This is a genomic window from Arenibacter amylolyticus (genome assembly GCF_002150785.1).
GTDB classification, from domain to species: domain Bacteria; phylum Bacteroidota; class Bacteroidia; order Flavobacteriales; family Flavobacteriaceae; genus Arenibacter; species Arenibacter amylolyticus.
Genome location: NZ_MTAZ01000047.1, coordinates 18,964 through 43,769, shown reverse-complemented (window position 1 = coordinate 43,769; position 24,806 = coordinate 18,964). Strand labels below are relative to the sequence as shown.

The following is a 24,806-nucleotide window of genomic DNA, read 5'->3' as shown; positions in this document are numbered from 1 at the left end:
AATGCTGCGCATTTCATCAATGGAAAAAATGAACAGAATTAGTTATTAGAACAGAACTAATCCTTTTTATAAATAAATCCAATGAAAAGTATAACTAATTCTATCAAAAATTCTGGACAGTTTAAGTTTATTCATATGATAGTAGTGCGTAATCAGTTTGGTAGAGTTACCCTTCCAAGGGAGGTGGAGACCCTATCAATCTTGTTGAAAAGGAAATTCGAATACTTTGGGGATAAACGCACTAATGACTAGCGTAGGGGAGTGGTAGTAAGTGCGCGGATTGTGCTGACTAAGGAAAGTATAAAACAAAAAAAGGAGGGGAACCACCCCCTCCTTAATAAATAAACTAACTCAACTAAATAACAACTAATTATGTGTTTAGTTATATCCTGGAGATTGCTCTAATAATGGGTTTCTACCGATCATATCTGTAGTAATCGGTAAAATCAATTTAAACTCATCTCCAGGGCTTAGGAACTCAATATTGTCGAATACAAAGCTGGCTCCTGCTCTTCTTAGATCCCACCATCTTTTACCTTCACCGATAAACTCCTTGTATCGTTCATTTAGGATGGCGTTGGTGTTTTCGGTTTGAGATCCGTTCACATACGCATGAAACAATGGGTTATAATTATCCCCATAAGCTCTTTCGCGAATCTGGTTGATTTCTGCAGAAGGATCCTCACCTAAATAGTTCTTGGCTTCGGCCAATAAAAGAACTACATCGGCATAACGGTAAACTGGTACGTTGTTTTCAAAAATTCTTTCAGTACCAAATACTCTTCCTAAGAACTTGTTGAAGACAGAACCAAAATAGGCATCTTCGTTATAGGTAGGGTACCCCAATCCGCCATTGTCATCCACATACAGTCTAATGAAGGTTGCATCTTTACGTGCATCGTCATTATCGTCCAGTAATAAAATGGTCTTTTCAGACTGTCCATATCTATTAGCACCTGCAATTACGAAGTCGGACATGGACTCACCATTGTCATTGAAGGTTGGGTTTACTTCCGTGCTTCTTCCAGTTAAACTGTTGTAAAAGTTTTCAGCTTCATCTTGCTTGTAATCCAATGCGAAAATAAACTCGTTGTTATTTTCATTGGCTACTCCCCATAGATCATCAATGCTAGGCTCTAAGCTTACACCTAAAGATGCAATTTGCTCAAGGGCGTTTTTAGCCTCGGTAAAATCGGCAGTACCACCACCCATTAGGTTACCAGACCAGATGTATACGTCCCCTTTAAGGGTAAGGGTAGCTGCTTTGGACCAGTAGATTTTTTTGCCCTCAAAGAAGCTGTCGTCAGATCCAAAAGCGCTTAAGGAGGCAGCTATGTCAGACTTTATTAATTCCATCACCTCGCTTTGCGGAGAACGCTCCTTGGCCAAGACATTGGGATCTACATCGGTTAATGGCTCTAGAATAATAGGCACATCTCCCCATGTTTTCAATAGCGTATAGTAGTACAATGCACGTAATCCATACGCCTGTCCCAGTAGGTGCTGCTTGTCATCCTCATTCACAAATTCAATATTGGGAACATTTACCAAAAAGTCGTTCAACCTATGAATTCTTGTATAAAGTCCAGCCCACCCTCCAAAAGGAGCAGTGGCAACCGTGATGTCGGAACGAATCAAAGATTCATTAGAAGGAGATTCAAAAGTTCTTCCCCCCCAAATATCACTTCTAATCTCTCCCAGCAACCATAAAGTTCCTGCAGAACTTCTTAGGTTGGCATACAATCCTGTATGCGCAGTTCTAGCACCAGTTTCGGAATCCCAGAAACCTTGTGCTGTCAATTCACTGGGACTGTTTAGTTCCAGCTCACTTTCACAGGCCGTGAAAGTAACTACAGCGATTAATAGATATATATATTTCTTCATCTTCTTAATTTTTAAAATGTTAAGTTTAATCCAATAGTAACAGTTTTAGGAACCGGGAAGGCACCGTACTGTACTCCACCAATTTCAGGTGTGTCACCAGAGAAGCTCTTAAAGTAGTGTAAGTTGCTACCAGTAACAAACAGGCTCAATCGCTTAATAGCGTCATTGAAGTATGCTGCAGGTACGTCATAGCTTAGGGTTACTTCACGCAAGGCTAAGTAATCTCCTTTTTCCCAGAACTGGTCGTTAGCGGCGTTCATTAAGCTAGAGCTATCCCCAAAGGATGCTCCTTCGTTTCCTCTCCATACGTTCTTGGTACCGTTTACAAAAACGAAGCGTGGCCACTCTGTATCCATATTATTAGGTGTCCAAGAATCCAATACCTCTATAGGCTGGTTTAAGTTACCTTGGGTTTGTCCATATCCTTTATTTCTAATATGGTTCCATACCAAATGTCCTGTTGCAAAATCGGTCTTCACAAATAGATTAAAGTTCTTATATCTTAAGCTAGTAGTAAGTCCACCAATGAAATCTGGAGTAGTTCTACCAATCACCTTTCTGTCTAGGCTGTTGATAACACCATCACCATTTTGGTCTTTCCACTTAACATCTCCAGCAAAGTGCTTAAACTTATCGCCAGGTAAGAAAGTATCCTCAATAGAAGCGTCTGCATCAGCATCGGCTTGATCCCTATAGATACGCTCTTGCTCATAGGCAATTACTAGATCGTTACCTGCTCGTTTACCTTCCTGGTATCCACCGATCCACTCTTCTTGACCAGTTTTGGCATTCCAAATTAACTGTCCTGCCTGTCTGTTTAGATCGTTGGCATTCTCAGGAAGTTTAACCACGTAGTTTTTGTTGGAAGTAAAAGTAGCTCCCACATTCCAAGTTAGGTCCTCGCTATTAATAACGTTCCCGTTTACTTGAAGTTCAAAACCTTTGTTTCTAATGGTTCCGTTATTGGTTAAAATACTGCTGAACCCAGTGTAGAAGGGTAAGGTTAGGTCTGCCAATTTATCCTTGATATCCCTAGAATACACATCGGCAATGAAAGTAAGGTTGTTGTTGAAAAATGAGATATCCAAACCAGCATTAAAGGTGGTAGATTTCTCCCATTTCAAATCCAAAGTTGGTAGTAAGGAGTTGGCATATCCGGTTTGACCGTCGTAGATACCTTGACTTCCGTAAGCACCAAATACTCCGTAATTACTTAAAACATCTTGGTTACCATTAACACCGTAACTCAATCTTGGTTTTACCCTAGAAATGGTATTGCTAATGTTAGAATCCATAAAGAAGCTCTCGTTGTGTAAGTTCCATCCTACGGATACTCCTGGGAAGAAGCCAAATTTCTCGTTACCCAATCTAGAGGATCCATCACGTCTAAAGGTACCACTGATCAAGTATCTGTTGTCGTAATCGTACAATAAACGTCCAAAGGTCGATGTTAGTACATACTCGGTTTCAAAGCTGGACGGTATTCCGTCTGCTTCTGCACCTGCATTCAAGGTCGGGATTAAATCTGTAGGCGAGTTTCTGGTTCCTGCAGAAGTGCTAAAGAAATTGTCTTTATAATACTCAGCTCCCACCAAAGCGTTAAAATTGTGATCACCAACTCTTTTGGTGTAGTTAAGGGTACCCGTCAACTGGTTTCTTAGAGTTCTTCCTAAGCTAACAGAGGCAGCTCTTTCGGCTCTAATGGGACCAGTAGTGCTTCCTACCCTAAAGGCTTTATTAAAGTTCTCGTTGTGGTTGTTAATGGCAAAGTGACTACCATTCACAGCAAAGATTAAATTATCTAGGATGTTCCAGTCAAATCCTACGGATGCAGACAAACGCTGCTCTAGATTTTTTCTGATAAACTTATCTTGATAATATAATGGGTTACCAAAGCCTTGGTTTTGTCCCACGGCATAAATATCGGACCAAGTTCCATCAGGATTGTTGTCATAGGTTCTAGAAGTAGGTGCCTGACCTTGGAATCTTCTAAACACCGTGTCATCACCACCTAGTGGGCTACGGTTTAGGTTAGAGTGCGAATAAAGCACGTTGGAATTAATCTTAAAATTGTCTGTAATCCTATAAGATCCTGAAAACTTTCCAGAGTATCTTTTAAAACCAGATCCTAAAATCAATCCATCGTTATCCAATAAGCCTAAACCTAAGTAGTAAGTTCCTTTTTCGTTACCACCATCAAAAGATAGGTAGTGATCCTTGGAGGCGCTGTTCTGATAAATGCGATCTCCTACACTCTTGTTGTCAAAGAATAAAATTTGCTGATTAGGGTTTAGAACATCGGGAATCGCATTCCAACCAGGCTGATTTAATAGGTACTGGTTATCCGCAGTTAACAACTGGGTAGTAAATGGAGAGTTGGTAGTGTTTCCACCGGTTCCCATAGAATTGGCTCCATCTAAAAAGGCACCAAAAGATCCAGGGTTGTTAATAGCTTCCCTATACCAAGCAATGGACTGTCTGTTGTAATTAATGAAGTCTTCTGCACCAATATACTTTTGATCGTTGCGCTCCTCGTTCATACTGTATTTGTACTTGTAGTTGATAGAGGATTTTCCAGCTTTTCCTGTTTTGGTGGTTACCAAGATAACCCCGTTGGCGGATCTTGCACCATAAATAGCGGTAGCAGCTGCATCTTTCAGTACTTCTATAGACTCAATGTCGTCCGAGTTAAGTGCGTAAAAAGATCCAGGGATCCCGTCTATTAAGATCAGAGGGGAACCGGTGCCATCAAAATTAGTACCACCACGCAATACGATTTGTGGGGTAGAACCTGGTTGTCCGGTAGTGTTGGTTACACGTAAACCTGCAATCGTACCCTGTAGGGCTGTTGCGGCATTGGATCTTGTAGAAGTTTCCAAAATTTTTGTATCCAATTTAGATACAGAAGTGGTAAGTGTTGCCCTGGTCTGAGAACCGTACCCGGTTACAACCACCTCGTCTAACAAGGCAGCATCCTCTGATAAGGTTACATTAATAGTAGTTTGGTTTCCAACTGGAATGTTTTTGGTGGTAAAACCAATGTAGCTAAATACCAAAATGTCATCGTCACTTGCTTGAATGGTATAGTTTCCATCAAAATCCGATTGTGTCCCCGTGGTAGTACCTTGTACTAATACGTTGGCCCCAGGAAGGGGTTGTCCTGTGTCGTCGGAAATAGTTCCGCTGACTGTTTTCTGTTGTGCGTACAAACCTCCCATAAATAGAAAGGCCGTTAGTGCTAGCACATGCTTTAAGAGTTTGTTTTTGTGTATCATTTTGTTAGTTCTTATGTATTACATAATGCAATGATATTAAATAATGGTTTCTTAACAAAATATTTGCAGTTTTTTTTGGTGAATTATAAATTGTGATTTTATGATGTTTACCCCTGACAATGTGATATTCCTACATATAAATGAATGAAATATTGTTAAAAACTTATTCGGATCAATAAATTGAAAAGTTATATTAGCACTAGTAAAATATGGCTTAGGTGTAGATTGCTTGGGTTTTGTTTGAGGTGTTATTTAATAATTCTTCTAAAATTCCTTTTGTGCACCTCAATTTGTTTACCTAGATTTGTATTATGTATAACATAACAGCATTTGAAAAATGAAAGGACTTATAGCAGCGACCTATGCACCCATGCACCAGGATTCTTCGCTTAATGTAGAGATAGTACCGCAATATGCGGATTTCTTAAAAGGAAATGGGGTGAAAGGGGTTTTTATAAATGGGTCTACTGGAGACTTTACCTCTTTGTCCGTAGCCGAAAGGAAGGAAATTACGAAGGCTTGGGGTCAAAATAAGTCGAGCGACCTATTTGTAATAGATCATGTAGGGCATACTAGCTTGCAGGAAGCTAAGGAGTTGGCTGCCTATGCTGCTGATAAGGTAGACGGGATTGCTGCATTGGCTCCTTATTACTTTAGATTATCCGATATTAATAAGTTAGTAGAATATTGTAAGGAAATTGCCGCCTGTGCACCTAATATTCCTTTTTATTATTACCATATCCCTGTATTGACTGGAGCCAATTTTAATATGGCAGAATTCTTAGCGTTGGCAACACCGCAGATTCCCAATCTAGCCGGAATTAAGTTTACCAACAACAATCTTATAGATTATAAATACTCTAAGGAGTTTAATGGAGGGTCTGCTAATATTTTATTTGGATTTGATGAGATTTTCCTTGCTAGTCTTCCCTTTGGTGCCGATGGCTGGGTAGGGAGTACCTATAACCACTTGGCTCCATTGTACTTAGCTATAGAGGAAGCGTTTAATAATAATAATCATACATTGGCTGCAGATCTTCAGCAGAAATCCATGAAGTTTGTAGATGTCTTAAATGCAAAAGGTGGTTTTAACGGTGCTGCAAAATCCTTTATGAAGGCATTAGGATTGGATTTAGGTCCTAGTAGGTTCCCGCATACCACGCTAACGGAGGCTCAAATTGAAGAGGCGAAGTCAGAATTGGATGCTTTGGGAATTACTCCATATCTAGGTAAGGTATAAATAGTTCTACAATACACTGTTCTTTAATAAGGGCTTAACTATAAGGTTGTTTGGTGTTTAATGGAATTGAGTTGAGAAATTTTTATTTGCTTATTTTTTTAATGACTTTTTCCATGCATGCACAGCAAATAAAGGTGGCCTGCGTAGGGAACAGCGTTACCTATGGAACTGCAATTGAGAATAGGGAGCGTAATGCTTATCCAGTTCAATTGCAGCAAATGCTCGGGGATGTCTACAAGGTAGCGAACTTTGGACATCCCGGAGCTACTATGCTAAAAAAGGGGCATAAACCTTATTGGGATACCCCTCAATTTGATGCTTCTAAGGCTTTCTTGCCAAATTTGGTCGTAATTCATTTAGGGCTTAACGATCAAGGGAATAATAATTGGCCCGATCATAAGGATAGCTTTGTTTCCGATTATCTAGCGATGATTCAGGAATATAGAGAATTGCCTTCTTCCCCAGAAGTTATCATCTGTCAAATGTCTCCCTCCTTTTCTGGCCACCATTGGTTTGAAGAAGGGATGCGGGAGAATTATTTAGAGATTCAGTCTAAGATAGATCTCATAGGCCAACAAGCTGGAGTTCCTGTGATTAATCTTCAAGAGCCCTTGTACCGATTCCCGGAATACTATGCAGATGATCTTCACCCTGCCAAAGAAGGGGCTACCATAATAGCCAAGAAAATAGCTCAATTTATTAGTGGTGACTATGGAGGATTAGCACTTCCCATGCTTTACGGGGAGCAAATGGTTTTTCAAAGAAATATACCCTTGGTCATCAAGGGGGTGGCAAATGCCACGGACGAGATTACCATACAGTTTAATGGTAAAATCAAGCGCACCAAAGTTTCTCGCCATGGTCAATGGCAAGTTACCTATCCTGCACAGAAAGCGGGCGGTCCGTACCAATTGACGATTTCTTCCAAGCAATCGGGGGAAATCCATATTTCCGAAACCTATGTAGGAGAGGTTTGGTTGGCATCCGGGCAATCCAATATGGCTTTTAAACTGGCCGAGGAAAAGCAGGGAGCCTCCATCCTAAAGGATTCCATAAGCTCCAATATCTTTCTTTTTTCTATGGATCCAAAAGCGCACACTTCCAATCGCGCTTATACCAAGGAGGAGTTGGCATACTGCAATGCGGAAGGCTTTTTTAAACCTTCGGGCTGGAACACGGCTTTAGGGTCTAGCATGGAAAATTTTTCTGCAGTTGCCTACGCATTTGCCTATAATCTTCAAAAAGAATTAAAGGTGCCAGTAGGCATCATTTCCAATGCGGTAGGAGGATCTACCACTCAAAGTTGGATTAGTAGGGAGGCCATGGAGACCACCCATGAAACTATTAGTTTGCTAAACGATACCCATCGTCATCCCTTGGTGCAGCCGTGGGTAAATCAACGCAAGGAGAAAAACATGGTTGCTATGAGCCAATATCGCATTAAAGCTAGGCATCCCTTTGATCCTACCATGTTGTTCGACGCGGGGATTTATCCTATAAAAGATTTCCCCATTAAAGGAGTTATCTGGTACCAGGGAGAGTCTAATGCAGAACGGGAAATATTACATACCAAGCTGTTTAAAATGTTGGTGGCAGATTGGCGTAAGCATTGGAATAATCCCGCTATGGCATTTAATTATGTTCAATTAAGTAGCATCAACAGGCCTAATTGGGGGAAGTTTAGGGATTCGCAACGAAAACTTCTGTCCATTCCCAATACCGGAATGGCCGTGAGCATGGATGTGGGGCACCCCACAAATGTGCACCCCAAAAAAAAATGGGTGGTAGGCAAACGTTTGTCTAAGATTGCCCTGGCAAAAAATTACGGATTGGATATTCCTTTTTCCGGACCCTTGTTAGATTTTGTAAATGTACAGGATAAGGAATTGGAAGTACACTTTCTCCACGGGGAAGGATTGCAGACTACCAATGGAAAATCGGTAACGGATATTGAAATCGCCGGTGATGATAAGGTATTTGTAAAGGCAAAGACCCAAATAGATAGCGGGGTGTTACGGGTTTGGAGCAAACAGGTGAAAAAACCTAGATATGTGAGGTACGGTTATAGTTCCTATTCCGATGGGAATTTGACCAATGCCCATGGGATTCCAGCGTCCACGTTTTCCAATTTGATAGATTGAAAATTTAATAAATATTTAGATACCAACGTTTTACCGTGAAATATGAAGAAAATAGTTGATAAAATAAGGTGGTACTCCTGCAACGCTGGGTTAAATATGGGTGTGGTGCTATTATTTGCTTTAAGTGCCTGTGCTCAAGGAAAGCCGACGCAGCTTGCAGATAAATATCCGCTTATTCCCACGCCACAGGAACTAACTTATGGGAAGAAAGAGGTAACTTTTTCTGGATTACGTCTTGTAAACAACGACTTTAAAACAGCGGAGTTAGCTCCTGAAAAGGTATTGCGTACCGAAGGTCTGTGGACCGATAAAAAAGGACTGGAAGTAGAAATTTTACAAAATTCCAATCTCACCAACCAAGAAGCCTATACCTTAAAAATCGATAAAAAAATAACCATTACTGCCCCTACGGAAAAGGGAGCTTATTATGGTCTGCAGTCCTTGGCCCAGGTGATAAGGGAAAAGGGAAGGAGTTGGAGCTTGCCACAATTGGACATTAAGGATTGGCCCGCTTTTAAAATTAGGGGGTTTATGCACGACACGGGTAGAAACTACCAAAGTGTGGCACAGCTAAAAGAACAAATAGATGTTCTGGCTAAATACAAGTACAATATATTTCATTGGCATTTAACAGATGATCCAGGATGGCGTTTAGAAAGTAAATTATACCCAGAATTAAAAGCGGATTCATCCTTTAGTAGACATGTGGGCAAATATTATACTCAAGAAGATTTTAAAGAAATACTTGCCTACAGTAAGGAACGTCAAATAACGGTGATTCCAGAATTTGATATACCTGGGCACACCAGGGCCTTTAGAAAAGCTTTTGGAATAAAGACGATGAAAGAGGAAAGGGTGCTCCCCATTCTAATAGATCTTTTTGACGAGTTGATGTCACTTGCCGATGCCGAAGAAATGCCCTATATCCACATAGGGACCGATGAAGTTAGGAATGAGCCAGAATATGTGGAAGACGAGATGATTCTTACCTTAATGAACCACATAAAAGGTAAGGGCCGTGAGCTAATAGTATGGAAAGAAGGTATTGAAATTGAAGGGGATAGTACCTCTATTAATCAACTTTGGGCACAACACGAGGTACGTAAGGGACACCGATTTATAGACTCTAGGGCCAATTACATTAATCACTTGGATCCCTTTGCGGGAATGGCTCGTTTGTTTTTCCAACAACCCTGTAGACAGCCTGCTGGAGATTCCCTGGCCTTGGGAGGAATATTGTGTGCATGGCCAGACAACAATGTGGCTAATGAACGCGATATATTAAAACAGAACCCCATTTATCCTTCTATTGTTTTTTATTCCGATGCCATTTGGAAGGGTAGGGAGAAAAACTATTTAGAGTATTGGGCCAAACTTCCACCGAAAGGATCCGAAGAGCTGAAAAGGTTTATGGATTTTGAACAAAAAGTATTGGTACATAGAGACCATTTCTTTAAAGATAAAGAGTTTCCATATGTGGCCCAGACGGAAGCTTTATGGAAGATTATAGGTCCCTTTGATCATAAGGGCGACTTTACAGCCTCATTTCCTGTAGAGAAGGAGTTGCAATCTAGTTATACGGTAGATGGGACCACCTATAAATGGGATGATACTCCGGTAGGGGCAACCATACATCTTAAACATTACTTTGGATTCCCAGCAATAACGGAAGCCAAATCTGGAACCTATTATGCGCATACCAAAATTTATTCTTCAGAGGCGAGGGAACAGACTTTTTGGATAGGGTTTTACGGTTGGTCCAGGTCTGGAGGTAGAAGGGGAGGACCTGCGCCCAGTCAAGGTCAATGGCATTTTACAGAACCAAAGATTTGGGTGAACAATGAGGAAGTTGCACCCCCAGTATGGCAACAGCCAGAGTTGGCAGTAGCAACCGATGAGATTCCTTTTATAGATGAGGATTATTTTTATAGGGAACCCGCCAAGGTAAAATTGAAAAAAGGTTGGAATACGGTACTTTTGAAGATACCCCATGGAGGTCGTTCTTGGAAATGGATGTATACGTTTATACCCGTATCCTTGGATGGGAACAACGTTAGAGAGGTACAAGACCTTAAATACGACCCTTCATTTTAATTTAGAATAGTTATGAAGCAGTTTTTATTTCTATTGTCGGTAGGAATCTTGGTTACGAGTGTAAATGCACAAACCTTTTCCGATCATTATTATCAGCGAAAGGCCTTGTTTGAATCGACCCCAGATACGGAGAATGAAATAATTTTTTTGGGAAATAGTATTACCGAAGGAGGGGATTGGAAAGCTTTGTTTCCCAATGTAAACGCGGTGAATAGGGGAATAAGTGGGGATGTAACAGCGGGTATCCTCAATCGGCTTTCCGAAGTGACTTCTTCACAACCCAAAAAGATATTTCTGTTGATTGGAACCAATGATCTGGCTAGGGGAAAATCCAAATCCTATGTGGTAGATCATGTGGCATCCATTTTGCATGAGATACAAAAAGATTCAGAAAATACGGAGATATTCTTACAGAGTATCCTGCCAGTGAATCCGAAGGTAGGCGACAAATTTTCCGGGCATAAAAGTAATCAGCAACTAATTATGTCGGTAAACCGGTCCCTAGAGGAGCTCGCTAAAAGGAATAATGTTTCTTTTATAGACCTTCATAAAAGATTTAGGAACGCTAAAGGAGCGTTAAAACCAAAGTTTACCTATGATGGCTTGCATTTGAGCAAGCAGGGGTATAAAAAATGGAAACGGGTCCTAAGACCTTATGTCAACTAAAAAATTAATCGGTTAATAGGCTAAGAACCTATAAATAACTACCTTAAAGAGATGATGAGAAAGAATAAATATTATGCAATTATTGCCATAATGGCTTTGGTATTAGGGTCTTGTGGCAACACCTCCAATAAGGAGCCGATAAGTGGGTTTACCTACGAAACTGGTCAACCCGTACTTCCAGTGCTCACTTTCAAGCAAAAGAATAAGGTGGTGGAAGTTAAATTGTCTATTCCCGAGCAAGGTTCGGACCTGGCAATAACCGCTATGGACTTTAACTTGGAAGGTACTACGGACCTGAGCGATATTACTGCGATGGAAGTATATGCTTCCTTTAAGGAACCTCGTTTTGAAACAGGTACCAAGTTTGGAGGAAGTAATCAAATAAAATCTCAAATACGGATTAAAGGTCATCAACCATTACAGGCTGGAGATAATTATTTTTGGTTGTCCATGGCATTACGGGATACGGTAGATTTATCCAATAAAATAAGTGCCAAAAGTGTATCCATTACCTTGTCTAATGGGCAGGTACTTAAGCCAACCTTAGAGAAGTCTACTACTTCGCAAAGAGTAGGGATAGCTTTAAGGCAGCATAATCAAGACAATGTGGATACCTATCGTATTCCCGGTTTGGTAACTACTAATAAGGGTACTTTAATTGCCGTATATGACAATCGCTATAACGGGCCTGTAGACCTTCAGGCCGATGTAGATGTAGGGATGAGTCGCAGTACGGATGGAGGAACTACTTGGGAACCCATGAAGGTAATTATGGATATGGGTGAATACGGTGGTAAACCTGAGGAGGAAAATGGAATTGGCGATCCCGCCATCCTAGTAGATCGCAATACAGGGACCATTTGGGTTGCTGCGGTATGGGCACATGGACATCCTGGAAAACGTAATTGGCATGCTTCCAATCCAGGTATGACCCCCGAAGAAACAAGTCAGTTTATATTAGTTAAGAGCGAAGACGACGGCCTAACATGGTCCGATCCAATAAATATTACTTCTCAGGTTAAAAAGCCAGAGTGGCAATTATTACTACAAGGGCCCGGAAAGGGTATTAGCCTGAAGGATGGTACCTTGGTTTTCCCTGCCCAATTTAAGGATAAGGATAGAATGCCTCATTCTACAATAATCTATAGTAAGGACCAAGGTACTACCTGGAAAATAGGTACAGGTGCAAGACCCAATACTACCGAGGCACAGGTGGTACAGTTAGATGATGGAAGTCTAATGCTCAATATGCGCGACAATCGAGGTGGAGCAAGGGCGGTGGCCATCACCAAGGACTTAGGAAAAACCTGGGAAGAACATGTTTCTTCAAGAAAAGCGCTAATAGAACCTGTTTGCATGGCTAGTTTAATCAGTTTTGATCATGCAGAGAAGGGAAGAATCCTTTTCTTTTTCAACCCAAATAATGAAAAGCGAAGAACCAATATGACCATCAAGACCAGTTTTGACCAAGGAGTTACCTGGCCAACTGAAAATCAATTGGAGCTTCACGAGGACGACTGCTACGGGTATTCGTGTATGACGGTGATCGATGAAAATCATATTGGTATTTTATACGAAGGGAACAAGGAGTTGTTTTTTGAAAAAGTAAATCTGAACGAATTGTTCTAGCATGATAGGTTGTCTAGGAAATTAAATAGTTAAAAATCCATACCAATGAAAAGCAAGCCAAGACCCTATGTATTAGCAGAAAACAATTGGAAATCCGTAAAGGAAATGGATTACGAGGTGGCCGTTCTTCCGTGGGGAGCTACGGAAGCACATAATTATCACCTTCCTTATGCGACGGATAATATTTTGGCCGAAAATGTAGCAGTTGCGGCGGCGAGGCAAGCTTGGGAAAACGGAGCAAAAGTAGTGGTGCTACCTACTATCCCCTTTGGCGTAAATACAGGCCAAATGGACGTAAAACTATGTATGAATATGAGTCCTAGTACCCAATATGCCGTCTTAAAGGACGTGGTTCAGGTATTGGATGCTCATGACATACGGAAGTTGGTGATAGTGAATGGGCATGGTGGAAATAACTTTAAACAATTTATACGTGAGTTGAGTTTGGAATTTCCCAAGGTATTTGTTTGCGCGTTAAATTGGTGGAACAACACAGATCCCCAACCATATTTTGAGGAACCCGGAGATCATGCCGGAGAATTGGAAACCTCCGTGGTTATGCACCTAACCCCAGAATGGGTTTTGTCTTTGGACCAAGCGGGATCTGGGAAAGGAAAAACTTTTAAAATAAAAGGATTAAAGGAAGGATGGGTAAGCTCCCAAAGGCAATGGACGCAAGTGACTGAAGATACAGGTGTTGGAAACCCTCAATTCTCCACTGCTGAAAAAGGAAAGAAATTCTTTGATGTTTCTGCAAAGAATATTGGAGCGTTTATGGAAGCCCTCTCCAAAGCAGATCTTGAGGATATGTACGAGTAAGTAAATGGAGGAGGATCCCTAAGGAATTCCCTAGGAGCTAATGGTTCAGGTAATTAAAGCTTGGGCTTTCTTCCAAAATGAAGCATGAGTAAAATTGAACAACTATAAATTAATAAACAGAAAATGAGAAAGTTATTTATCGGGCTGTTGTTATGTAGCAGCATGGTCCTTACAGGACAAACGGAAAACCATCAAATTGCCGATGGGGTAAAGGTGTACAAAGACCTATTTAATGCAGAGGAAGTAGATGGAGTAGCCTGTTTTAGGATTCCTGCTATCATTACAGCGCCCAATGGTGATTTAATAGCTGCTATTGACGAGAGAGTTCCTGGATGTGGCGACCTTAAATGGAGTAAGGATATCAATATTGTGATAAGAAGAAGTAGCGACAATGGAAAAACTTGGGGTGATATAGAAACGGTGGTAGACTTCCCTTATGGACAGTCTGCTTCGGATCCTTCTATGATTGTGGATGCAAAAACCAATGAAATATTTATGTTTTACAACTATATGGATTTGGACAAGGAAAGAGATGTATACTACTTCCATGTTGTGAAAAGTGCTGATAATGGAAAAACTTGGACGAAGCCCGAGGATATTACCAGTCAGATTGCCAAGGAAGAATGGCATAATGATTTTAAATTTATCACTTCCGGACGTGGAATCCAGACCAGAGATGGGAAATTATTGCATACTATGGTGAACCTTAACAGCGGACTACACTTATTTGCAAGTGACGACCATGGTAAATCTTGGTATTTGATAGATACTCCAATTCAGCCTGCAGATGAATCTAAGGTAATAGAATTGGCAGATGGTACTTGGATGATTAATGCGCGAGTGAATAATGCGGGGATGCGTTATGTGCACCGTTCTACGGATCAAGGGAAAACATGGACAACTACAGAAGAGCCACAGTTAATAGATCCAGGTTGTAATGCCAGTATCATTAGGTATACCGCTATAGAGGATGGTTACAAGAAAAACAGACTTCTTTTTTCCAATGCTAAAATGGAAAAAGGGAGAATGAATATGACCGTACGTGTAAGTTATGACGAAGGAGAGACTTGGACGGAAGGAAAAACTATTTACACCGGTAGTTCTGCGTATTCTTCTATGACCGTATTGGAAAATGGGGATATAGGATTGTTCTTTGAGCAAGACGGCTACTCTAAAAATCCATTTGTAAGCTTTTCTTTAAAATGGGCTACCGATGGAAAAGATAAGTACAAGAAGCCTTCTAGAAGAAAGAGAAAGTAATTTTTTAGACCGATAGCTCATAGAGATGAAATTGAGCTAAACCAATTGGAAAAAAAATAGCGGGCAATGCCCGCTATTTTTTTTCTTTGTTAAATACTCTATCAAAATGGGGTTCTAAATGTCTGCGCATGGCTACCCTAAAAGTTTCCGGGGTGCCCACTTTAAGATTGTCTAATAACATTCTATGATTTACAAATTCTCCGCTAGAATATTTATAGTCCTTTAAATTGGTATCGTTTAGGTGTACAAATTCAAATACAGGTAAGAGGAGATCCTGAAATTTTTGAAGCGTAGTGTTTTTAGACATTTCATAAAGTTTTCCATGAAATGCAATTTCCTTGTCCAGAGAAAATACACTCTGGTTGTAAGCGGCCTCTTCTTCTAACTGAACAATTTCTTCCAATTCTTCAAGATCGCTTTGGGTTTTATACTCAAAAAGGAAGTCGGCCATCCCCATTTCCATTATCATCCGTAATTCAAACAGGTTTTTTAAGGTGCCTGTTGCTAATAGGGTGGGATCTAACATACGCTCCAGATTATGCATAATATCCGGATTGGTCAAGATCATCCCGCGATGCTTTTTAGATTCAATAATGCCCAAGGTGCGTAATCGGGAAATAGCTTCCCTTACTACAGTGCGACTCACCCCTAGGGATTCTGCAAAATCCATTTCCTTTGGAATGGAATCGCCCGCCTTTAACTTATTCTCTTTTATAAACTGCAATAAGCGCGCCTCCACCTTATCTGCAAGTGATAAGGTCTCTAACGGCTCTAATTTCAACGATTTATCCATAATTTTTTGGTAGGTTTATTCTGCAATTAACAAAGAGGTAAATTGCACAACTTGTAAAAATAGTATTGTATCATAAATAAAAAAATAATTCTGCTCTTAACTATTAAAGGAAACTACTGTCTAATATAAGAAATATTTTTAAATTTGTATTATGTCTAACATAAGATTATTATGAAAAATTCTGAGCTTTATAGAAATACCCTGCTGAACGATGTCATTCCTTTTTGGGAAAATCATTCCTTAGATACGGAAAATGGAGGGTACTTTACCTGTCTAGATCAAACTGGAGAGGTGTTTGATACCGATAAATTTGTGTGGCTACAGGGGCGACAGGCTTGGACGTTTTCCATGCTGTACAATCAGGTGGAGAAAAATCCAAAATGGCTTGAAATAGCAAAATCGGGTATCGATTTCCTTCGTGAACACGCCATGGATAAGGATGGGAATTTCTACTTTTCCCTTACTAAAGAGGGGAAACCCTTGGTACAACCTTATAATATTTTCTCGGACTGTTTTGCAGCAATGGCTTTTAGTCAGTACGCAAAGGCTACCGGCGACGAATCCATAAGGGAGTTGGCTAAACAGACCTATTACAATATTTTAAAGAAAAAGGACAATTCTAAAGGTGTTTATGAGAAAAACACGGATGCAAGACCATTAAAGGGGTTTTCGCTTCCCATGATCCTCTCAAATTTAGTATTGGAGTTAGAAGATGTACTAGACGCTGAAGAAATAGAAAAAACCATCGACTTTAGTGTTAGCGAAGTAATGGAGGTGTTTTTACAGAAAGATTCTGGGATTATTTACGAATTTGTTACTCCAGAAGGAAAACTATGCGACAGCTTTAATGGCCGTTTGTTAAATCCAGGACACGGGATTGAGGCCATGTGGTTTATGATTGATATAGGGGTAAGAAAAAATGATAAAGACCTAATAGAAAAGGCTACCCAGGTTATCCTAAATATTCTGGAGTATAGCTGGGATGAAGAGCATGGGGGAATATTCTATTTCTTGGATGCCAAGGGGAAACCCCCACAGCAGTTAGAATGGGACCAGAAATTATGGTGGGTGCATTTAGAAACCCTAGTAGCTTTGTCCAAATCTTTTGAACATACGGGGAATAAGAATATAGGGGAGTGGTACCAAAAAGTACACGACTATGCGTGGAGCCATTTTTCAGATCCAGAGAATGGCGAATGGTTTGGGTATCTTAACAGGGAAGGAAAGCCGTTATTAACTTTAAAAGGTGGTAAGTGGAAAGGCTGTTTCCACGTTCCAAGAGCTATGTTCCAATGTTGGAAGAGTTTCGAAAATATTGAGGCCAAAGGGCAAAGTTTATAAGGTAGTCAGTACTTTGAAGCTTATAAAAATGAAAAGGCCGATAATTTTAATTACCGGCCTTTTTTTTATACTGTACTCCTTTATAAATTTGAAGTGAGCTGTACTGATGTATTAATAGGTGACGTATTCTACAATATCTAGCCCGTATCCTACAATTCCTACTCGTTTAATATGGGACGAATTGGTTAGCAATCTAATTTTGGCGATATCCAGATCGTGCAGAATCTGTGCCCCAACTCCAAAATCTTTGGCGTCCATATCTACTTTAGGGGCCTTGTAAATTCCTTCTTTTTGTAACTTTTTTAATTCGCCCAATCTACCCAAGAGGTTCAGTGATTTGCTTTCTTGATTGATAAAAACGATAGCTCCTTTGCCCTCGGTGTTAATGGCATTGAACATGTCTTCCAACTTCTTATCGGGATTATTGGTCAGCGTTCCTAGGATATCGTTGTTAATTAAGGTAGAGTTTATACGTGTAAGTACCTTTTCATCTTTTTTCCAGCCTCCTTTTGTCAACGCTATATGCACCTGATTGTTGGTGGTCTGTTGGTAGGCCCTGAGTCTAAACTTGCCAAACCTGGTCATTATATCAAAATCCTCCTTTTTTTGGATTAAGCTATCGTGCTCCATTCGGTAGGCCACCAAATCTTCTATAGAGACAATCTTTAAATCAAACTTCTTGGCCACCTGGTATAACTGAGGTAGTCTGGCCATGGTGCCATCATCGTTCATAATCTCAACAATAACCCCAGCTGGCTGTAGTCCGGCTAAACGGGCAAAGTCTATGGCCGCCTCCGTGTGTCCGGTTCTCCGTAAAACCCCTCCATCTTTGGCTACCAGCGGAAAAATATGTCCTGGCCTTGCCAAATCGTGCGGTTTTAGGTCTTGTTTGGTCATAGCGAGCACGGTCTTGGCTCTATCTGAGGCAGAGATACCTGTGGTAACTCCTTCTCCCCGTAAGTCTACCGAAACCGTAAAGGCGGTTTCCATAGGATCCGTATTGTTATGAACCATCATATGTAAACCCAATTCCTTACACCTTTGTTCCGTCAGGGGGGCACAGATAAGTCCCTTTCCGTGAGTGGCCATAAAGTTGATCATCTCAGGGGTAGCTAGTTCAGCAGCTGCAATAAAATCGCCCTCATTTTCCCTGTTCTCATCGTCCACTACAATAATAACCTTCCCTTGCCTAATATCTTCAATGGCTTCTTCTATGGTATTTAGTGTAATGGTGTCATCCACTTTAGTTGTCATGCGTAGCAGTTTTATTAAACTTTTTAAATAATCCTTTAAAAAAATCTATAGTACTTCCAAAGGTCACCAAGCCTTTATCGGTGGTGGCCCGTCTTGTTAGAAAAACACCTAAAGGTAACATAATAAAGGTAGGTAGCCATGCCCCAATAATAGGATGGATGTTACCTTCCTTGGCATAGTTGCCAGAAAATACCCCAATAAAGTAATAGGTAAGAAATAATATAATAGCAATTACCATGGGTAGTCCTAGTCCGCCTTTTCGTATAATGGCTCCTAGGGGAGCTCCCACAAAAAAGAGGATTATACAGGATAGGGCCAAGGCATATTTTTTATGCAGCGATAGAATATGCAGACGGTAAATCTTGTATTTAATCTGTAATTCTTGTCGCTTTCCTTTAATAGTGGTTAAAATATTGGCTGTAGCCGTTTTTGCACTGGACAACAATTGCATTTTTTGATACTCCGGGTATAGGGAAACTATACTGTCCGTGGAAACCGTGGTCCCTAGGGAATCCCTTTCCCGCTTCTTCTCTGCAATTACTTTGGCCGATAGAGAATCTGGTTTGTTAAGCTTTATAAAAGCACCCATTCTATTGACAATATTCTTGGAAAAGGCCGTTACCGCTTTAACATTGTCTTCTTGCAAAGAGTCAATGTCTTTGGACAAGCGCGTAATATTTTTCATTTTTTCCGTACTAATGTCCCGCTCCTCATTGAGGTCTACATCATTTAAATCGGAAACATCCTTATTAATGGTATAGGTTTTAAAATTGGCCTTTGCAAACGGATTTTTCAGTCGGCCCTGAGCGCTTTTGGCGGTCATTTCTTCATAATAGTTCCCGTCCTTGAGCACCAATTGAAGGATATCCGACTTCTCACTACTAATAAGTTCTCCGGATTCTGCTTTAATCACCGTGGTATTTACGCCCCTTCCAGATTTTTTGTGAATAATAACATTGTCTAGGAACCGATCTTTCTCCCCATATTTCCTATCTACCTTCATATTCATATCCGTTCCTTCCAAATCACTGAAAACCCCTTCCGTAATAATTGCGGCAGGCTTTACCTTGGCAATATTTCTCCGTAAGTTATAGATTTTCTGTTCTGAGATGGGGATGATGTTGTTGGCGAAATAGAAAGTAAGTCCGCCCAAAAAGGTTACAAATATGATAAGACCCAGCATGGACCGCTGCAGGGAAATACCCGATGCTTTCATAGCTGCAAATTCGTAGTTCTCGGCAAAGGATCCAAAGGTAAGGATAGACGATAGTAATACCGTTAAGGGGATTACCCGTTCCATGAGGTTGGGCAATAGGTAGAACATAAACTTGCCAATAATTAGCAGGTCTAGCCCCTTCCCAGCCAAGTCGTCAATAAATAACCATATCGTTTGAAAAATAAAGATGAACATCAATATTACAAACGAACTGAAAAAATTAAAGAGGAACCTCGATAATATATATCGGTCTAGAATTTTCAATGCTTTAATTTCTTATAATGTAGTACCCGTTTTCTATGTACTTGTCCTCATCAAAAGTAAATAAGGTTTTGGACAAAGGTTGGTCAATTTTAAAAGAATTAACAGTAATTGTGGTTTTGGTCCCGTTCTTACCGGTTTCTATTAACTTGTAAATATGCTTGGTTTCTACGTCCACTCCTAAAAGGATCGATTTTGTTTCAGAATTACTATCGATGGGAGTTAGCTTTACAAACTGTATTTTTCTTCCCTGAACATTTTGTAGGATATCCCAATCGTAGCGATGTCCTTCCTTGTAAAAAGTCAACATTTTGGAAGGGGTGATGGTATTTTCATCGTCTATTTTTTCCTCTACGGTAACCTCTTCATTTTCTGGAACTACGGTATATACTTTCTTCCCGTCGTACAATTGTTTGGCACCCATATAATTAAACACATATTTATCGCCCTGCATAGTAACGTCTCCGCGGGTATCTGTGTTAATATTGGCCTCCTCGTTCCGAAGGGAGTACTTGAAATCCACAAAAATATTATCGTAGCTCATTACCTTATTGTAAACTTCATCCAATAGGGATTTGGCCTTATTAGAGTCTTGGGCCATGGCCATGGTACTGCTAATGGTAAATAGTACTAGGAGAAATAATCTTTTCATCTTCTTTTCTTTATCTATTTGTTAATGTCCTTTAGGGCGTTTCATTGCTCAGGAGCTGATCTAACGCAATCATATCTTGCACCAGTACTTGTCTCGCCTTACTGCCTTCAAACGGACCTACGATCCCTGCAGCTTCCAATTGGTCTATTATTCTTCCTGCGCGGTTATAGCCCAATTTTAGCTTTCTTTGGATTAACGAGGCAGACCCTTGTTGTGCAATAACAATTACTTCGGCCGCTTCCCTAAACTTAGCGTCCCTTTCGGAAATATTATAATCAATACCTGTGCCAGACTCGTCGTTTCCAACATATTCTGGAAGCATATGGGCATCTGGATAGGCTCTTTGAGACCCAATAAAGTCCGTAATCTTTGCTACCTCAGGGGTGTCAACAAATGCACACTGAATTCTAGTAACTTCGTTGCCCTGGGTAAAGAGCATATCTCCACGACCAATTAACTGATCGGCCCCTTGGGCATCTAGAATGGTCCTAGAGTCTATTTTGGAAGTCACCCTAAATGCTATTCTAGCCGGGAAGTTGGCCTTAATAATACCCGTAATCACATTTACCGACGGTCTTTGGGTAGCAATTATTAAATGTATACCTACCGCCCTGGCCAATTGGGCTAATCTGGCAATAGGGGTCTCTACTTCCTTACCGGCAGTCATAATAAGATCGGCAAATTCATCAATGACCAAAACGATGTAAGGAAGGAACATATGCCCGTCATTGGGATTTAATTTTCGAGCCTTAAACTTAACGTTGTATTCTTTGATGTTTCGCACCATGGCCACCTTTAATAGCTCGTACCTATTATCCATCTCTATGCAGAGTGAATTTAAGGTGTTAATTACCTTGGCGTTATCCGTGATGATGGCTTCCTCAGAATCGGGCAGTTTGGCCAAGTAATGACGTTCTATTTTGTTAAATAGGGTTAGTTCTACCTTTTTTGGATCTATTAGCACAAACTTTACCTCGGCAGGATGTTTTTTAAAGAGCAAGGATGTTAATACCGCATTTAATCCCACGGATTTACCCTGTCCTGTAGCACCAGCCATTAGTAGGTGGGGCATTTTAGCCAAATCTACTACAAAGGTCTCATTGCTAATAGTCTTCCCAAAGGCAATAGGTAATTGCATTTCGGCCTTTTGGAATTTGCTGGAGGCAATTACGGACCGCATGGAAACAATAGTGGCATTTTTATTGGGCACCTCAATTCCTATGGTTCCCTTCCCTGGAATTGGGGCAATAATACGGATTCCCAAGGCTGCGAGGGAAAGGGCAATATCGTCTTCCAAGTTTTTTATTTTGGAAATACGCACCCCAGCATCCGGGACAATCTCATATAAGGTTACCGTTGGTCCAATAGTAGCTTTAATCTGGGCAATGCCAATTTTGTAGTTCTTTAGGGTGTCTACAATCTTGTTTTTATTTTCCTCTAGCTCCTCCTGGTTAATGGTAATTCCGCCCGAAGCACCGTGATGGTCTAGGAGATCCAACGTTGGAAATTTGTAATTCCCTAACTCTAGAGTGGGATCAAATTCCCCAAAATCTTCCACCAATTTACTGGAGATATTATCCACCTCTTCGGTCTCTTCGTTTATTTTCTCCACTTCCATAGCGATGGTCTCCTCCTCATGGCCTACATTAATTTGGAGTTCATCTTCTGTTTCCTCCTTCTGTATTGGGGGAATGTCTTTCTTATGGGTATAGGTATCCATGGAAACCACGGCTTCTTCCTCTTCTTCTTCCGTTAGCGCCAAATTCTCCTTATCTGCAGCAACGGATGAAATAGGGGAGGGATCTGTAGCTGTTTTAAATTCTGAAGCCACCGATTTTTTCTTCTTTTTTATGTAGGCTACAGCTGCCTCTGGTGAAAATTGAAAGAATCGCACCAATATTACAATCAGTCCAAATAACAGTAAAAGAAATACCCCTATTTTACCGCCATAATCTTGTAGGAAGTCGTTTATTTCAAAGCCTACCATACCGCCCAAGAGGGGTTTGGATGGGGCGAAAAATCCGAAGGCAATGGATATCCAAATGATAAAGACCAATCCCCAGTACCATTTTCTGAGCAGCCCTTGTTTGGAGAGGCTGAAAAATAAATGAGTCCCAGAAATAAATATAAGGAAGGTGAATATGATGGACGAGATACCAAATCCTTGGTAGAGGACTAAATGCCCTATACTGGCCCCAAACTTATTTAAAAGGTTTTTAGCTTGTTCTTTCCTGTTAGAAAACTCACTTAGGATGCTTTGGTCATCTTGCCAAGTGAAGTAAAAGGAAAGGAAAGAAAAAAACAGGGCTACGCCCAGCAACATCAACAAACCACCCAAAATAACCTTGTTCTTTTTAGATAGTTTAAAGGGGAAGCCTTTTTTGGTAGGGGTCGACTTAGATTTTCTTGCCTTCTTTGTCATTACATCTTTTATTCTGGGGGCTAAATTACAAATTTACTGGTATACGGAACTCTACTTTTTGCCAATCTATAGGGGTTGGCCATGGCTTATCCCTATGTGGGGCTGTTAGCGACTGTATACCAATCAACTCCATTTATCCACATATATTTTATAGTTGCAAGAAATAATAAGGATCTCAAAAAATCTTTGGAATATAGATAATGAGTCCAACAACGCAGGCGGCGATCGATACTAGAAGAACTGCACCGGCCGCTATATCCTTTATAAACCCAATTCTTGGATCGAAATTGGGCTGCACAAAATCGGATAGTTTTTCTATAGCCGTATTCATTCCCTCTATTCCGAGCACCAAGGCGATGGCAAGAACTTGTAGGCTCCATTCTGTACCAGAAATGTCAAAATAAAAGCCTGCAGCGGTCATTATCAAACTAATAAAGACCTGAACCTTTAAACTGGCTTCGGTCTTTATTAGTAATATAGCGCCTTTCACTGCAAAACCTATGCTGCGGATCCTATTGACAAGGAAACTTTCCTTAGGCATTCAATAAGGCTTCTAATGCTGCTTTGTAATTGGGCTCATCTACGGTCTCTGCTACTTGCTCCGTGTAGAGAACTTTCCCTTCTTCATCCAAAACTACCACAGATCTGGAAAGAAGTGGGGCAAGCGGACCGTCTGTAAACGCTACCTTATAAGCTTCGCCAAAATTTCCATCTTTAAAATCGGAAAGCATTTCTACATTTTCTATTCCTTCTGCACCACAAAAACGTCCTTGTGCAAATGGAAGGTCTTTGGAAATACACAATACTACGGTATTCTCTAATTCGGCCGCTTCTTTGTTGAACTGACGTACAGATTGAGCGCAGGTTCCGGTATCTATGCTGGGAAAAATGTTTAATACTACCTTTTTTCCTTTGTAGTCGGATAAGGTGGCGGAGGAAAGATCTCCTTTAGTTAAAGTAAATGCCGGAGCATTGCTGCCTGTGGCAGGCAAAGTTCCTATTGTATTGATGGGATTTCCCTTAAGTGTTACAGTAGCCATGATTCTTAGTTTTAATTTGCCGTGAAAATAAAAAATATATAGCGTAAATGTAAGCAATCATGGATAAAAAAGTAGGTTGCTACAGTTTATGCGAAGAATTGGGGTGTTTTAATCAAAAAAGCCGTTTATAAAAGGATTTCCTATTTATAAACGGCTTTGTATTTTATTTGTTAGACCGGTACGCCTAGAGTACTTACTGGTCAATAGATCCCAAAACCCTTTGCATAAACTCATTGAGGGCATCTTTTTGGGATTTGCCTTCTTGAATGGACTTGTTGACTTCCAACGCTCCATATAGATTTGAGATCAATTCTCCTATAACATCCAGTTCTTCGTCCTTTAAGGAAGATACCTCCGAGATAGACTCTAAGGTTTCTATGGTTTCCAAAACATAGTCCTCGTCATTTTCGGCGATGAACTCGGTAAGTTGCTTAATTACTGGTAATTTCACTAATCAAATCTTTTAGCACATCGTGCTTGTTAGTCTGTACCTGATTCTTGATCTCCCCATTCTCAAAAACTGCAAACGTAGGTAGGTTATCTACCTTGGCCAATTTTCTGGACTCAGGAAACTTTTCAGCATCCGCAAGTACAAAGGTGATCCCTTCATTTTCGGAAGCTTCTTTTTTAAACTTAGGCTTCATAATTCTACAGTTACCACACCATGTGGCAGAATACTGTACAACTACCTTTTTATTCTGATCGATAATCTCCTTAAGATTATCATTTTCTAATTCTAATATCATATCTCTAAATTTTTAAATTCGTACTTAAAGAAGAGGAGTCCATTACTTTAATGGACTCCTGATACTTATTGAT

The 24,806-nt window shown here is 40.4% G+C and carries 20 protein-coding genes; 9 read left to right on the top strand and 11 right to left on the bottom strand.

The window, feature by feature from the left end; all coding sequences use genetic code 11:
* Positions 1 to 81 precede the first annotated feature (81 nt).
* Positions 82 to 252 (top strand): hypothetical protein, encoded by a 171-nt coding sequence (locus BV214_RS16835; RefSeq protein WP_176328526.1) that lies wholly within the window; start codon positions 82 to 84, stop codon positions 250 to 252.
* 126 nt (positions 253 to 378) lie between these two features.
* On the opposite strand, the gene BV214_RS14360 is transcribed toward BV214_RS16835, so the two are convergent.
* Positions 379 to 1,884: a RagB/SusD family nutrient uptake outer membrane protein gene (locus BV214_RS14360; RefSeq protein WP_086478205.1), complete on the bottom strand. Its 1,506-nt coding sequence runs from the start codon at positions 1,882 to 1,884 to the stop codon at positions 379 to 381.
* Positions 1,885 to 1,895: 11 nt separating this feature from the next.
* Entirely contained in the window at positions 1,896 to 5,159 is a 3,264-nt protein-coding gene (locus BV214_RS14355) for a SusC/RagA family TonB-linked outer membrane protein (protein WP_086478204.1), read from the bottom strand.
* A 337-nt stretch (positions 5,160 to 5,496) separates the two neighbouring features.
* On the opposite strand from BV214_RS14355, the gene BV214_RS14350 reads away from it, so the two are divergent.
* The 7 genes from BV214_RS14350 to BV214_RS14320 all read left to right on the top strand — a co-directional run bounded on the left by BV214_RS14350 (position 5,497) and on the right by BV214_RS14320 (position 15,008).
* On the top strand, positions 5,497 to 6,399 hold the full coding sequence (locus BV214_RS14350) for a dihydrodipicolinate synthase family protein (RefSeq protein ID WP_086478203.1): 903 nt from the start codon (positions 5,497 to 5,499) through the stop codon (positions 6,397 to 6,399).
* 113 nt (positions 6,400 to 6,512) lie between these two features.
* A complete protein-coding gene (locus tag BV214_RS14345) occupies positions 6,513 to 8,540 on the top strand; it encodes a GDSL-type esterase/lipase family protein (protein WP_176328525.1) in 2,028 nt (675 codons plus the stop codon).
* A gap of 42 nt (positions 8,541 to 8,582) precedes the next feature.
* The gene (locus BV214_RS14340; RefSeq protein WP_086478201.1) at positions 8,583 to 10,634 is read left to right on the top strand and encodes a family 20 glycosylhydrolase; all 2,052 of its coding nucleotides are present in this window, start codon (positions 8,583 to 8,585) and stop codon (positions 10,632 to 10,634) included.
* A gap of 12 nt (positions 10,635 to 10,646) precedes the next feature.
* A complete protein-coding gene (locus tag BV214_RS14335) occupies positions 10,647 to 11,300 on the top strand; it encodes an SGNH/GDSL hydrolase family protein (RefSeq protein ID WP_086478200.1) in 654 nt (217 codons plus the stop codon).
* A 51-nt stretch (positions 11,301 to 11,351) separates the two neighbouring features.
* Positions 11,352 to 12,929, top strand: a complete 1,578-nt coding sequence (locus tag BV214_RS14330) for a sialidase family protein (RefSeq protein WP_176328524.1) — start codon at positions 11,352 to 11,354, stop codon at positions 12,927 to 12,929.
* Positions 12,930 to 12,974: 45 nt separating this feature from the next.
* Positions 12,975 to 13,748 carry a creatininase family protein gene (locus BV214_RS14325; RefSeq protein ID WP_086478199.1) on the top strand — a complete coding sequence of 258 codons (774 nt, stop codon included), beginning with the start codon at positions 12,975 to 12,977 and terminating at the stop codon, positions 13,746 to 13,748.
* Between the two features lie 123 nt (positions 13,749 to 13,871).
* The gene (locus BV214_RS14320) at positions 13,872 to 15,008 is read left to right on the top strand and encodes a sialidase family protein (RefSeq protein WP_086478198.1); all 1,137 of its coding nucleotides are present in this window, start codon (positions 13,872 to 13,874) and stop codon (positions 15,006 to 15,008) included.
* Positions 15,009 to 15,081: 73 nt separating this feature from the next.
* Here BV214_RS14320 and BV214_RS14315 read toward each other — a convergent pair whose 3' ends face one another.
* Positions 15,082 to 15,801, bottom strand: a complete 720-nt coding sequence (locus tag BV214_RS14315) for a FadR/GntR family transcriptional regulator (protein WP_086478197.1) — start codon at positions 15,799 to 15,801, stop codon at positions 15,082 to 15,084.
* A gap of 171 nt (positions 15,802 to 15,972) precedes the next feature.
* Here BV214_RS14315 and BV214_RS14310 point away from each other — a divergent pair, with 171 nt between their 5' ends.
* Positions 15,973 to 17,142, top strand: coding sequence for an AGE family epimerase/isomerase (locus BV214_RS14310; protein WP_086478196.1), 1,170 nt, complete (start codon positions 15,973 to 15,975; stop codon positions 17,140 to 17,142).
* 111 nt (positions 17,143 to 17,253) lie between these two features.
* Here BV214_RS14310 and ribB read toward each other — a convergent pair whose 3' ends face one another.
* The 8 genes from ribB to BV214_RS14270 form a co-directional block, all read right to left on the bottom strand.
* Complete coding sequence (gene ribB / locus BV214_RS14305; RefSeq protein ID WP_086478195.1) at positions 17,254 to 18,396, bottom strand: 3,4-dihydroxy-2-butanone-4-phosphate synthase; 1,143 nt, start codon at positions 18,394 to 18,396, stop codon at positions 17,254 to 17,256.
* Complete coding sequence (locus BV214_RS14300; protein WP_245806804.1) at positions 18,386 to 19,807, bottom strand: LptF/LptG family permease; 1,422 nt, start codon at positions 19,805 to 19,807, stop codon at positions 18,386 to 18,388. Before BV214_RS14300 ends, ribB begins: the two co-directional genes overlap by 11 nt.
* Before the next feature lie 73 nt (positions 19,808 to 19,880).
* Positions 19,881 to 20,525, bottom strand: coding sequence for a LolA family protein (locus tag BV214_RS14295; protein WP_086478193.1), 645 nt, complete (start codon positions 20,523 to 20,525; stop codon positions 19,881 to 19,883).
* Positions 20,526 to 20,556: 31 nt separating this feature from the next.
* On the bottom strand, positions 20,557 to 22,947 hold the full coding sequence (locus tag BV214_RS14290; RefSeq protein WP_086478192.1) for an FtsK/SpoIIIE family DNA translocase: 2,391 nt from the start codon (positions 22,945 to 22,947) through the stop codon (positions 20,557 to 20,559).
* Between the two features lie 175 nt (positions 22,948 to 23,122).
* A complete protein-coding gene (locus BV214_RS14285) occupies positions 23,123 to 23,488 on the bottom strand; it encodes a diacylglycerol kinase (protein ID WP_086478191.1) in 366 nt (121 codons plus the stop codon).
* The gene (gene tpx / locus BV214_RS14280; protein WP_086478190.1) at positions 23,481 to 23,987 is read right to left on the bottom strand and encodes a thiol peroxidase; all 507 of its coding nucleotides are present in this window, start codon (positions 23,985 to 23,987) and stop codon (positions 23,481 to 23,483) included. Before tpx ends, BV214_RS14285 begins: the two co-directional genes overlap by 8 nt.
* A 193-nt stretch (positions 23,988 to 24,180) precedes the next feature.
* Positions 24,181 to 24,438, bottom strand: coding sequence for a DUF6952 family protein (locus BV214_RS14275; RefSeq protein WP_086478189.1), 258 nt, complete (start codon positions 24,436 to 24,438; stop codon positions 24,181 to 24,183).
* The gene (locus BV214_RS14270; protein WP_086478188.1) at positions 24,419 to 24,733 is read right to left on the bottom strand and encodes a thioredoxin family protein; all 315 of its coding nucleotides are present in this window, start codon (positions 24,731 to 24,733) and stop codon (positions 24,419 to 24,421) included. Before BV214_RS14270 ends, BV214_RS14275 begins: the two co-directional genes overlap by 20 nt.
* Between the last annotated feature and the right edge of the window lie 73 nt (positions 24,734 to 24,806).

What these genes read in the sequence shown, in the direction of transcription:
- BV214_RS16835 (WP_176328526.1), top strand. Translation starts at nt 82, where the DNA reads ATGAAAAGTATAACTAATTCTATCAAAAATTCTGGACAGTTTAAGTTT.
- BV214_RS14360 (WP_086478205.1), bottom strand. Translation starts at nt 1,884, where the DNA reads ATGAAGAAATATATATATCTATTAATCGCTGTAGTTACTTTCACGGCC.
- BV214_RS14355 (WP_086478204.1), bottom strand. Translation starts at nt 5,159, where the DNA reads ATGATACACAAAAACAAACTCTTAAAGCATGTGCTAGCACTAACGGCC.
- BV214_RS14350 (WP_086478203.1), top strand. Translation starts at nt 5,497, where the DNA reads ATGAAAGGACTTATAGCAGCGACCTATGCACCCATGCACCAGGATTCT.
- BV214_RS14345 (WP_176328525.1), top strand. Translation starts at nt 6,513, where the DNA reads ATGCATGCACAGCAAATAAAGGTGGCCTGCGTAGGGAACAGCGTTACC.
- BV214_RS14340 (WP_086478201.1), top strand. Translation starts at nt 8,583, where the DNA reads ATGAAGAAAATAGTTGATAAAATAAGGTGGTACTCCTGCAACGCTGGG.
- BV214_RS14335 (WP_086478200.1), top strand. Translation starts at nt 10,647, where the DNA reads ATGAAGCAGTTTTTATTTCTATTGTCGGTAGGAATCTTGGTTACGAGT.
- BV214_RS14330 (WP_176328524.1), top strand. Translation starts at nt 11,352, where the DNA reads ATGATGAGAAAGAATAAATATTATGCAATTATTGCCATAATGGCTTTG.
- BV214_RS14325 (WP_086478199.1), top strand. Translation starts at nt 12,975, where the DNA reads ATGAAAAGCAAGCCAAGACCCTATGTATTAGCAGAAAACAATTGGAAA.
- BV214_RS14320 (WP_086478198.1), top strand. Translation starts at nt 13,872, where the DNA reads ATGAGAAAGTTATTTATCGGGCTGTTGTTATGTAGCAGCATGGTCCTT.
- BV214_RS14315 (WP_086478197.1), bottom strand. Translation starts at nt 15,801, where the DNA reads ATGGATAAATCGTTGAAATTAGAGCCGTTAGAGACCTTATCACTTGCA.
- BV214_RS14310 (WP_086478196.1), top strand. Translation starts at nt 15,973, where the DNA reads ATGAAAAATTCTGAGCTTTATAGAAATACCCTGCTGAACGATGTCATT.
- ribB (WP_086478195.1), bottom strand. Translation starts at nt 18,396, where the DNA reads ATGACAACTAAAGTGGATGACACCATTACACTAAATACCATAGAAGAA.
- BV214_RS14300 (WP_245806804.1), bottom strand. Translation starts at nt 19,807, where the DNA reads ATGTTCATCTTTATTTTTCAAACGATATGGTTATTTATTGACGACTTG.
- BV214_RS14295 (WP_086478193.1), bottom strand. Translation starts at nt 20,525, where the DNA reads ATGAAAAGATTATTTCTCCTAGTACTATTTACCATTAGCAGTACCATG.
- BV214_RS14290 (WP_086478192.1), bottom strand. Translation starts at nt 22,947, where the DNA reads ATGACAAAGAAGGCAAGAAAATCTAAGTCGACCCCTACCAAAAAAGGC.
- BV214_RS14285 (WP_086478191.1), bottom strand. Translation starts at nt 23,488, where the DNA reads ATGCCTAAGGAAAGTTTCCTTGTCAATAGGATCCGCAGCATAGGTTTT.
- tpx (WP_086478190.1), bottom strand. Translation starts at nt 23,987, where the DNA reads ATGGCTACTGTAACACTTAAGGGAAATCCCATCAATACAATAGGAACT.
- BV214_RS14270 (WP_086478188.1), bottom strand. Translation starts at nt 24,733, where the DNA reads ATGATATTAGAATTAGAAAATGATAATCTTAAGGAGATTATCGATCAG.